The 11,173-nt window shown below is 35.0% G+C and carries 6 protein-coding genes and 3 pseudogenes; all 9 read left to right on the forward strand.

What is annotated here, in order from left to right; translation table 11 throughout:
- Positions 1-79 precede the first annotated feature (79 nt).
- The 9 genes and pseudogenes from MVE64_RS23880 to bcbE all read left to right on the forward strand — a co-directional run bounded on the left by MVE64_RS23880 (position 80) and on the right by bcbE (position 11,152).
- Positions 80-814, forward strand: a complete 735-nt coding sequence (locus tag MVE64_RS23880) for a ClpP family protease (protein ID WP_098796348.1) — start codon at positions 80-82, stop codon at positions 812-814.
- Positions 814-1,038, forward strand: a complete 225-nt coding sequence (locus MVE64_RS23885; protein WP_247341763.1) for a YlzJ-like family protein — start codon at positions 814-816, stop codon at positions 1,036-1,038. Before MVE64_RS23880 ends, MVE64_RS23885 begins: the two co-directional genes overlap by 1 nt.
- 160 nt (positions 1,039-1,198) lie before the next feature.
- A pseudogene (locus MVE64_RS23890) lies at positions 1,199-3,579 on the forward strand (FtsK/SpoIIIE family DNA translocase).
- Positions 3,580-3,906: 327 nt separating this feature from the next.
- Positions 3,907-4,632 carry a GntR family transcriptional regulator gene (locus tag MVE64_RS23895; RefSeq protein ID WP_098796351.1) on the forward strand — a complete coding sequence of 242 codons (726 nt, stop codon included), beginning with the start codon at positions 3,907-3,909 and terminating at the stop codon, positions 4,630-4,632.
- A gap of 196 nt (positions 4,633-4,828) precedes the next feature.
- Positions 4,829-5,908: a BMP family lipoprotein gene (locus MVE64_RS23900; RefSeq protein ID WP_247341766.1), complete on the forward strand. Its 1,080-nt coding sequence runs from the start codon at positions 4,829-4,831 to the stop codon at positions 5,906-5,908.
- A 329-nt stretch (positions 5,909-6,237) separates the two neighbouring features.
- Positions 6,238-7,768, forward strand: a pseudogene (locus tag MVE64_RS23905) (ABC transporter ATP-binding protein).
- On the forward strand, positions 7,765-8,811 hold the full coding sequence (locus tag MVE64_RS23910) for an ABC transporter permease (protein WP_247341769.1): 1,047 nt from the start codon (positions 7,765-7,767) through the stop codon (positions 8,809-8,811). The pseudogene MVE64_RS23905 and the gene MVE64_RS23910 overlap by 4 nt, the downstream one beginning before the upstream one ends.
- Positions 8,812-8,817: 6 nt before the next feature.
- Positions 8,818-9,771: an ABC transporter permease gene (locus MVE64_RS23915; RefSeq protein WP_379050906.1), complete on the forward strand. Its 954-nt coding sequence runs from the start codon at positions 8,818-8,820 to the stop codon at positions 9,769-9,771.
- A 152-nt stretch (positions 9,772-9,923) separates the two neighbouring features.
- Positions 9,924-11,152: pseudogene (gene bcbE, locus MVE64_RS23920) on the forward strand (bacillibactin exporter BcbE).
- Positions 11,153-11,173: the final 21 nt, after the last annotated feature.

Below are 11,173 nucleotides of genomic sequence, written 5' to 3' on the forward strand. Positions count from 1 at the left end.
GTCTCTTTTCTATTCATTCGTATGAAAATAGTGAGGTTGTCAATACTACAGAAAGAATGAAATAGAAAGGATGGCTAACATGACAAATCATGATCATTACATAAAAAATGAGGCTACAGAAAAACCAGAAGGAAAAGAGAGCTCTATTGTAGAGAAAATCCAACAATTAGGACAAACGAATGTTCCTCAAATGGGAAACGATTCAAAAATACACTGTTTAACAATTGTGGGACAAATTGAAGGACATATTCAACTACCACCACAAAATAAAACAACGAAATATGAGCATGTTATTCCTCAAATTGTTGCAATTGAACAAAACCCAAATATTGAAGGTTTATTAGTTATTCTTAATACCGTTGGTGGAGACGTTGAAGCGGGACTTGCGATAGCTGAGATGCTATCATCCTTATCTAAACCAACAGTATCGATTGTTTTAGGTGGAGGCCATTCTATTGGCGTTCCAATTGCAGTATCTTGTGATTATTCATTCATAGCAGAGTCTGCAACAATGACGATTCATCCAGTAAGATTAACAGGTCTTGTTATTGGGGTTCCACAGACTTTCGAATATTTAGACAAAATGCAAGAGCGTGTTATTAATTTCGTAACAAAGAATTCACATATTAGTGAAGAGAAATTTAAAGAGCTTATGCTGTCAAAAGGCAACCTAACTCGTGATATCGGAACGAATGTCGTTGGAGCGGATGCTGTGGAATATGGTTTGATAAACGAAGTAGGCGGCGTTGGACAAGCAATTAAAAAGCTCAATAGTTTACTCGAGAAAAATGACGATGATCAGGTGCTTCAATAATGATTTATTATACAATGATGCCAGAGGAACTTATGTTTCCTCATACAGAAGCAGAATATAAAAAGCAATCAGTCATCGAAATGAACGGGATACAACTGCTAGTTCAACAATCTGAGAATGCCCAATACGAGATTATACGAGTATTAAGTAGTGATCCACAGCACTATTTAAATTCAGAATTATGTCCAGGTCAAAAAATTACAATGTCCCTTTCTACCATCTAGTTCTGTTATGATATAATAAAATAGATCTTCTTTTATAAGGCAGCCATTTCGGCTGCTTTCTTCATTGTATTTAAAATAATAAAAAAACTGTGCATGATGCCTTTGGCTGCATTAATTTTAGATATAATTACATATTCGAAAGAAACAAAGGTGATAAAAGATGGCAAAACGAAAAAGAAGACAGAAACAGTCAAAGGATGATTGGAAGAAGACACTAAAGTTTGAGTTGGCAGGCTTAATCATTTTAGCAATTGCTCTTATTACAATTTCAAAGCTTGGATTTGTCGGAACAACATTCGTTCATTTGTTTCGATTTTTTAGTGGCGAATGGTACATGCTCTTTCTTATTGGAATTGTCCTGTTTTCACTATTCCTTATATGGAAGCGGCAGATCCCAACTTTATTTAGCAGACAAATGATAGGAATATATTGCGTAACAGCATCATTGTTATTATTAAGTCATGTGACATTATTTAAAATGCTCTCACATAATGGTACCTTCGCTTCACCAAGTGTGATTTCTAATACTCTTGAGCTATTTTGGATGGAAGTAAAAGGTGAAGCAAGTACTGTTGATTTAGGCGGGGGAATAATCGGAGCGGTATTGTTTGCTGCATCCTATTATTTATTTGCAGAGGCTGGTTCAAAAATTATAGCAATTGTCTTAATTGTAATTGGAGTACTTTTGATTACTGGAAAATCCCTTCAAGCTACACTGGCGAAGATTCTTCTCCCTATTGGTGGATTTATCAAGAATCAAACAGTTGGCTTTTTAGAAGATATGAAAAATCTACCTAAGGCCTTAAGACAGCAGCAAAAAAAGAAAAAGCCTAAAAAGAAGAAGAAAGAGAAAAAAGATTATGATGATGAAATAATGGAAGAAGATTTAGAGGATGAAGAAGATGTACTTCAACCAATCATATCAAGCTTTTCTGATACAGAGAATGGTCAGCAAGAAATGATTATACATACAATGGAAGAACAAAAACAACCTTCTCGCGACCCTAAAGAAAGAAAAGCAGATCATGAAAAACAACAACAATCATCTAATGAATCCAGTGAGGTTAATGAGGCACTTCAAACAATATCATTTGTTGAAGTAGAAAATAAAGATTATAAGCTACCACCACTTGATTTGTTAAAAGCTCCAAAACAAAATTCACAGCAGGCAGATAAGAAGAATATTTATGAAAATGCAAGGAAACTTGAAAAAACGTTTCAAAGCTTTGGTGTAAAAGCTAAAGTAACACAAGTTCATTTAGGTCCTGCTGTTACCAAATACGAAGTTTATCCTGATGTCGGAGTAAAGGTTAGCAAAATTGTCAACTTAAGTGATGATCTTGCATTAGCATTAGCAGCAAAAGATATTCGAATAGAAGCACCTATTCCGGGGAAATCAGCAGTTGGAATTGAAGTGCCTAATTCAGAAATCGCAATGGTTTCATTAAGAGAAGTATTAGAATCAAAAGCAAATGATCGCCCAGATGCAAGGTTGTTAATTGGCCTAGGAAGAGATATTTCAGGTGATGCGGTTTTAGCTGAACTAAACAAAATGCCCCATCTTTTAGTTGCAGGTGCTACAGGAAGCGGAAAGAGTGTTTGTATTAACGGTATCATTACTAGTATTTTAATGAGAGCAAAACCACATGAAGTCAAGTTGATGATGATTGATCCAAAAATGGTCGAGTTAAATGTATATAACGGGGTACCACATTTGCTTGCACCGGTAGTAACAGATCCTAAAAAAGCATCACAAGCATTAAAAAAAGTTGTTAATGAAATGGAAAGAAGATATGAGCTCTTCTCCCATACAGGTACTAGAAACATAGAGGGTTATAATGAAGTTATAAAAAGAAATAACCGTGAAGAGGAAGCAAAGCAACCGGAACTCCCATATATTGTTGTAATTGTTGATGAGCTTGCAGACTTGATGATGGTAGCTTCTTCTGATGTAGAAGATTCTATTACAAGGCTTTCGCAAATGGCACGTGCAGCTGGAATACATTTAATTATTGCGACACAGCGTCCATCAGTTGATGTTATTACAGGTGTTATTAAGGCAAATATTCCTTCTCGTATTGCCTTTAGTGTCTCATCCATGACAGATTCAAGAACCATATTAGATATGGGAGGAGCTGAAAAGCTACTTGGAAGAGGGGACATGCTCTTCCTACCTGTTGGTGCCTCTAAACCAGTTCGGGTACAAGGTGCATTTTTATCCGATGAAGAGGTAGAACAAACAGTTAACTTTGTTATTGCACAACAAAAAGCTCAATATCAGGAAGAAATGATTCCAACTGAGGTTGTAGAAACAACTAGTGAAGTTGATGATGAATTGTTTGATGAAGCTGTACAACTTGTTGTTGACATGCAAACAGCCTCTGTATCTATGCTTCAAAGACGATTTCGTGTTGGATATACAAGGGTACTGCAAGATTAATAGATGCGATGGAAGAACGAGGAATCGTCGGTCCATATGAAGGAAGCAAACCGCGAGAAGTCCTTCTTTCAAAAGAAAAACATGAAGACATTACTTCTTAATATCATGACTAAACAGAGACATCTTTTAATAAGTTGATTTCTGTTTAGTTTTTTTTATGGTTTTGGTATATAACTATTAAATTCATCGACAAAATGTGACAAAAAGAGTAAGATATAAATGCATTGTATGAAGAGTCATGTTATGGGTATAAGTTAACCCATAGAAACAAACGATAGGAAAGAATTCCTTCCTTATTCGACAATTTTTACTAGTTTCTATTTATTTATAGTATAAAACATGATATAGTAATTTCGGTTAGACTATGGTGTATAACATCTGATGTCTGATCTCTTGTATATAGTGGGTATAACTGGGGGCGCGTTTCAATGACCATAAAATCTGATAATCGGCATTTGTATTTACAAGTGATTGATAAGATCAAAGAAGATATAGAAAATGGTACATATCGAGAAAGAGAAAAATTACCTTCTGAATTCGAATTATCGAAAAGTCTAGGTGTAAGTAGAGCGACTTTACGAGAAGCATTACGAACACTAGAAGAAGAAAACGTTATCATTAGAAGGCATGGTGTAGGTACCTTTGTTAATTCTAAACCTAGATTCACCTCAGGTATTGAGCAATTAAATAGTGTCACAGCTATGATTGAACAAGCTGGTTTAAAGCCTGGTACTGTTTTTTTATCTTCCTCAATTACTGGTGCAACAGAAGATGATGTTAAAAGATTTAAATGTGAAAAATCAGAAGAGATATTTTTACTTGAACGAGTAAGAACCGCAAACGGAGAGCCTGTTGTATATTGTTTAGATAAAATCCCAACTAAAATATTGCCAGACACATTTGATCATGAACAAGAATCTTTGTTTAAATTACTTGAAGATAAAGCAAATATTTATATAAGTTATGCAGTTACACATATTGAACCAATTGGTTATCATGAAAAAATTTCTCCAATATTAGAATGTGATCCCGAAACATCATTATTGCTTTTAAAACAAATGCATTTTAATGATCAAGATCAACCCGTACTATACTCATTAAACTATTTTAGAGCGGACCATTTTAGTTTTCATGTAGTAAGGAAACGTTTATAGGTAAAGAATAAATAGTGGTACATACTTTTCGATAATAAAGTATGTAAGGAAATCTCCGCTATATCGTGCTTAACTCCTAAAGGTTGTTTAAAATGTATGAGAGTACATAGCTCTTTACTTTAAGGAGGTGGTTGGCCAAGATAGGCTATACGTTTAGGTTATGTTGTTATTTTAAAATATTTTTTAGGGGGCTTTAATGATGAAGAAAAGAAATGGACTAGCATTATCACTTTTTCTTGCTGCAGGAACACTGTTAGCAGGTTGCGGTGGTGCTGACAAAAATGAAGGCGCTGGCGGTGAAGGCGGCGGAGAAGCAAAAGAAGATAATTTTTCTGTTGCGATGGTAACTGATATTGGTGGTGTAGATGATAAATCATTTAACCAATCTGCTTGGGAAGGTCTTCAAGCATATGGAGAAGAAAATGGATTAGAAAAAGGAACTGACGGTTTTGATTACCTTCAATCCAAAAGTGATGCAGATTATGCAACAAACTTAAATACATTAGCTCGTAAGAATTTTGATTTAATTTATGGTATTGGTTACTTATTACAACCAGCTGTTGATGAAATTGCACAACAACAAAAAGATACACACTTTGCAATTGTTGATAGTGTTGTAGAACAACCTAATGTTGCAAGCATTACATTCAAAGAACATCAAGGATCATTCCTAGTAGGTGTTGTTGCTGGTTTAACAACGAAAACAAACAAAATTGGTTTCGTTGGTGGTGTTGAGGGTGACCTTATCAAGAAGTTTGAAGTTGGATTTATTGAAGGTGTTAAAGCTGTAAATCCTGATGCAACTGTTGAAGTTCAATATGCTGGTTCTTTCGGGGATGCTGCAAAAGGTAAGCAAATTGCATCAAGTATGTATGGTTTAGGCGCTGATATTATTTATCATGCTGCTGGTGGTACAGGTAATGGTGTATTTTCTGAAGCAATTGACTTAAAAGTAGAAGATCCAAACCGTGAACTATGGGTTATTGGGGTTGATAAAGACCAACACGAAGAAGGTAACGGTACAACAAAAGATGGTGAAGAATTCAATATTACTCTTACATCTATGGTTAAACGTGTAGACGTTGCTGTAAAGGACCTTGCTGAAAAAGCAAAAGCTGGTGAGTTCCCTGGTGGTCAAGTAATTGAGTATGGTATTGAAGAAGAAGCAATTGGAATTGCTCCAAGCGATGAGCATTTATCTGATGAGCTAAAAGCAAAAGTAGAAGAATATGAGCAAAAAATTGTTAATGGTGAAATCGAAGTACCAACAAAATAATAAATAGGGGTAGGGCTGACTTAGATAATCCTTTAGACTCCTCCAACAATAATAATTTTGGGGTGTCTTTATAGATAAAAGTCAGCCCTTATTCCTGAAAATCATTAAATGCAAATATTCTAATAATTCATTCGATTTATTTTTTATAAGATCATTGATGACTTCCTATACAAAAAAGCAACTATAGAAGGGTAGTTAGTTAATTAAATTATGTCATCATGATAATGAAAGATTTAGTAGATTTGCATTTGGTGATTTTCATACCAGCTAGTTTTTAGCAAAATGAAACGTGAAAACCATAAGTTGTTCAGGAAAAAGGAGTGAGCAAGTTGGAATATGTAATTGAAATGCTAAATATTCGTAAGGAATTTCCTGGCATAGTAGCAAATAATAATATTACATTACAAGTGAAAAAAGGCGAAATTCATGCCTTATTAGGTGAAAATGGTGCAGGAAAATCAACTTTAATGAATGTTCTTTTTGGCTTATATCAACCTGAAAAAGGGGAGATAAAAGTAAAAGGGAAAAAAGTAGATATTACCAATCCTAATATAGCGAATGATTTAGGGATCGGCATGGTCCACCAGCATTTTATGTTGGTTAATACTTTTTCTATTACAGAAAACATTATATTAGGAAATGAGCCGAAAAAAGGAACGACAATCAATATAAAAGATGCTGAGAAGCAGGTTAAAGAGATATCTGAAAAATATGGTTTAGCAGTAGATCCGTCGGCAAAAATATCTGATATATCAGTAGGGATGCAGCAACGTGTAGAAATTTTAAAAACTCTATATCGTGGTGCTGAAATCTTAATTTTTGATGAGCCGACAGCAGTTCTTACTCCACAAGAAATTAAAGAGTTAATTCAAATCTTAAAGACGTTGATAAAAGAAGGAAAATCAATCATATTAATTACACATAAGTTAAAAGAGATTATGGAAGTTTGTGATCGGGTTACGGTTATCAGGAAAGGTGAAGGAATTGGAACAGTTAATGTTGCTGATACAAATCCAAACGAATTAGCTTCACTTATGGTGGGACGTGAGGTCTCCTTTAAAACTGAAAAAACTCCTGCTAAACCGAAGGAAGATGTTTTAACTATTAATGATCTTATCGTAAAGGATAATCGACAGGTTGCAATGGTTAATTCTCTGAACTTATCTGTACGTGCTGGTGAAATTGTCGGTGTTGCAGGTGTAGACGGTAATGGTCAAACTGAATTAATTGAAGCGATAACAGGATTAAGAAAAGTCAGCTCTGGTTCTATTAAAATTAACAATAAAGATATTACAAATTTTCATCCTAGAAAAATAACTGAATCAGGTGTTGGGCATATCCCACAAGACAGACATAAACATGGGTTTAGTGCTAGACTTTCCAATTGGTGAAAACATGGTTTTACAATCATATTATAAGCAACCATTTTCAAAAAATGGTGTTTTAAACTTTAAATCAATTTATGATAAAGCAAAGGAACTCATTAAGGAATTTGATGTTAGAACACCTAGTTCTTCAACACTTGCAAGAGCTCTCTCAGGTGGAAATCAACAAAAAGCAATTATAGGGAGAGAGGTTGATCGTAACCCAGAATTGTTAATTGCAGCTCAACCTACGCGAGGTCTTGATGTTGGTGCGATTGAATTCATTCATAGCCGATTAATTGAGCAGCGTGATAAAGGGAAAGCGGTACTTCTCATTTCTTTTGAATTGGATGAAATTATCAACGTAAGTGATCGAATTGCTGTTATTTATGAAGGGCAAATCGTTGATATCGTGGATCCTAAAGAAACAACTGAGCAAGAACTCGGACTCCTTATGGCGGGAAGTAAGCGTCAGAAAGAAGGTAACCAGTCATGAATTTAAATCGTTATATGAACTTATTAATTCCTGTAATTGCGGTCATCTTAGGATTAATCTCAGGTGCAATTATCATGCTTGTTAGTGGATACAATCCTATTGCTGGATATAGTGCATTATGGTATGGAATTTTTGGTGACACTTATTATATTGGTGAAACAGTTAGACAATTAACACCGTATATTCTTACTGGTTTAGCTGTTGCCTTTGCTTATAGAACAGGACTTTTTAACATTGGTGTTGAAGGTCAAGTAATTGTTGGCTGGTTAGCAGCTGTTTGGGTTGGTGTTGCGTTTGAGTTACCGGCAATTATACATCTCCCATTAGCGATTATCGCTGCTGGATTAGCGGGTGCATTATGGGCTTTTGTTCCTGGATTTTTAAAGGCTAGATTTAAAGTCCATGAAGTAATCGTTTCAATTATGATGAACTATGTTGCACTGCATGTAACAAATTATCTAATAAGAGAGGTTATTACTGAAAACAGTGATTCCACTGACAAAATATTCCCGTCTGCATCATTACGTTCTGAGTTTTTTGAAAGTATAACAGATTACTCACGTATGCATTATGGAATTTTTATTGCTTTAATCGGTGCCTTTATTATGTGGTTCTTACTTGAGAAAACAACAAAAGGCTTTGAACTACGAGCTGTAGGATTTAATCATGATGCAGCACATTATTCTGGTATGAATGTTAGTCGTAACATTGTTCTTTCTATGGTAATATCAGGTGTTTTCGCGGGTGTTGCCGGTGCTATGGAAGGTCTTGGAACATTTGAATATGTTTCAGTTAAAAATGGATTTACCGGAATAGGATTTGATGGTATTGCTGTTGCACTTATTGGTGGGAACGCTGCAATTGGTATTATCCTATCGGGAGCTTTGTTTGGCGGGTTAAAAGTTGGGGCGTTAAATATGCCTTCTGAAGCTGGTGTTCCAAATGAGCTTGTTGAAATCATTATTGCGCTTATTATCTTCTTCGTTGCTTCTAGCTATTTTATCCGTTGGATATTATTACGTTTTAAAAAGGAGGGGAAATAAGTGAGCATACTACAAGCTTTAGAAATCATTATCCCAACAGCTTTATTTGTTGCGGCTCCACTTATTTTCACTGCACTTGGAGGAGTTTTTAGTGAACGTTCAGGTGTTGTTAATATCGGTCTAGAAGGTTTAATGGTTATTGGTGCTTTTGTAGGAATTGTATTTAATCTACAGTTTGCTGAAGTATTTGGAAATGCTACTCCGTGGCTATCTATCGTTGCCGCTATGGTTGCTGCATCGATTTTTTCATTATTACATGCTGTAGCTTCTATTACGTTTAAGGCAGATCAAGTTGTAAGTGGTGTTGCAATAAACTTCTTGGCAGTTGGTTTAACATTATTCCTTGTTAAAAATATTTATGAAAAAGGGCAAACTGATCGAATCAATATTAGTTTTAACAAAATGGATGTACCATTATTAAGTGATATCCCGATTATTGGAAAAATATTTTTCTCAGGTGGATATGTAACTTCTTATTTAGCAATTTTCACTGCGATTGTTGTTTGGTATGTAATCTTTAAGACGCCATTTGGACTTCGTTTACGTTCAGTAGGAGAACATCCAATGGCTGCTGATACTATGGGGATTAATGTAACTAGAATGAGGTATATAGGAGTTCTATTAAGTGGTGCATTTGCCGGTTTAGGTGGTGCTGTTTATGCTACTATTATTTCTAGAGACTTTAGTCATGCTACGATAAGTGGTCAAGGATTTATGGCACTTGCAGCAGTAATATTTGGAAAATGGCACCCGCTTGGAGCAATGGGAGCAGCTTTATTCTTTGGGCTGGCTCAAGGCTTGAGTATTATAGGTGGAACAATTCCGTTTTTAAAAGATATCCCAGCTGTTTATTTACTTATTCTTCCTTATGTTTTAACAATTCTTGCATTAACAGGATTTATCGGCCGTGCTGATTCACCTAAAGCATTGGGAACACCTTATGAAAAGGGAAAACGATAATAAAAAAGCTTCTCCAAACTAAAATGGAGAAGCTTTTTTACTGTAAACACAACGCGTTTGAAATTACTGTTACTAAATTCCAGTATATGTTAGACCGATTTTACGCAAAATGAACTTGTTAACAAAATAATCTTTAGACAGGTGAAGAAAATATGGGAGCACCAAAGAAGCTTGATTTACTTGCATTATCATCTGTTCCTCTTGTCATGACATTAGGAAATTCTATGCTGATTCCTGTTTTACCTCTCATCTCAAAAAAATTAAATATTAGTGCCTTTCAGGTATCTTTAATTATTACTGTATACTCGATTGTTGCGATTATTTTAATTCCAATAGCGGGTTACTTATCAGACCGGTTTGGACGAAAAATTGTGATGGTTCCATGTTTAATTATTGCTGGGTTAGGTGGAGCGGTATCTGGTTACTTTCTTGGAAAATTGAAGATCCTTACATATGGATCTTAATAGGACGTGTGCTTCAAGGAATAGGTTCTGCAGGAGCAGCACCCGTCGTTATGCCATTAGTAGGAGATATGTTTAAAAGTGATGAAGAAATAAGTGCTGGTCTTGGGTTAACCGAAACAGCCAACACTGCAGGTAAGGTTTTGAGTCCTATAATTGGTGCAGCTCTTGCAGCATTTTTATGGTTTCTACCGTTTTGGTTTATACCTTTTTTTAGTTTAGTTAGTGTTTTACTTGTAGCTTTCCTTGTAAAAGTACCGAAAACAAAAGATAAAGAAGTACAAACAGTTAAGGAATTTGCCCACTGTGTAAAAGGTATTTTTAAAGAAAATGGTAAATGGCTTTTTGCCATTTTTGCAGTTGGGTGTATTATTATGTTTGTTCTATTTGGAATTTTATTTTACTTGTCGGACATGTTAGAAAAACAATATAACATTAATGGAGTAAAGAAAGGGTTAGTTTTAGCTATCCCATTACTGGCTTTATCGGTTAGTTCTTTCATATCCGGGAAGAAAATTGGTCAAAATAAAAATTTAATGAAAACGGTTATTATCGCTGGCATGGGATTAGTTGCAATTTCTTTTATTGCATTAAGAGTACAACATACATTGATATTTTTAATTTCTTTTTTAGTTTTAACTGGAATAGGTATTGGCATTACCTTACCAAGTTTAGATGCTTTAATTACAGAAGGTATTGAAAAAGAAGAGAGAGGTACAATTACATCAATATATAGTGCAATGAGATTTATTGGTGTTGCAGCAGGACCTCCAGTTTATTCATACTTAATGTCTGTTAGTGAACATCTTGTCTATTACATTTCTGCCGGTTCAAGTGTAATAGCAGTTATGGTTGTGTTACTCTTTATCCAAGTTAAGGACCTGGAGAAAGATCCAAAGCAAATGCCAAAATTAGCTTAAAGAGACCGAATTCGGTCTCTT

This window comes from Metabacillus endolithicus, from assembly GCF_023078335.1.
In the GTDB taxonomy this organism is placed as follows: domain Bacteria; phylum Bacillota; class Bacilli; order Bacillales; family Bacillaceae; genus Metabacillus; species Metabacillus endolithicus.

Coding starts and splice junctions, on each gene's coding strand:
- MVE64_RS23880 (WP_098796348.1), top strand. CDS start 80: ATGACAAATCATGATCATTACATAAAAAATGAGGCTACAGAAAAACCA.
- MVE64_RS23885 (WP_247341763.1), top strand. CDS start 814: ATGATTTATTATACAATGATGCCAGAGGAACTTATGTTTCCTCATACA.
- MVE64_RS23895 (WP_098796351.1), top strand. CDS start 3,907: ATGACCATAAAATCTGATAATCGGCATTTGTATTTACAAGTGATTGAT.
- MVE64_RS23900 (WP_247341766.1), top strand. CDS start 4,829: ATGATGAAGAAAAGAAATGGACTAGCATTATCACTTTTTCTTGCTGCA.
- MVE64_RS23910 (WP_247341769.1), top strand. CDS start 7,765: ATGAATTTAAATCGTTATATGAACTTATTAATTCCTGTAATTGCGGTC.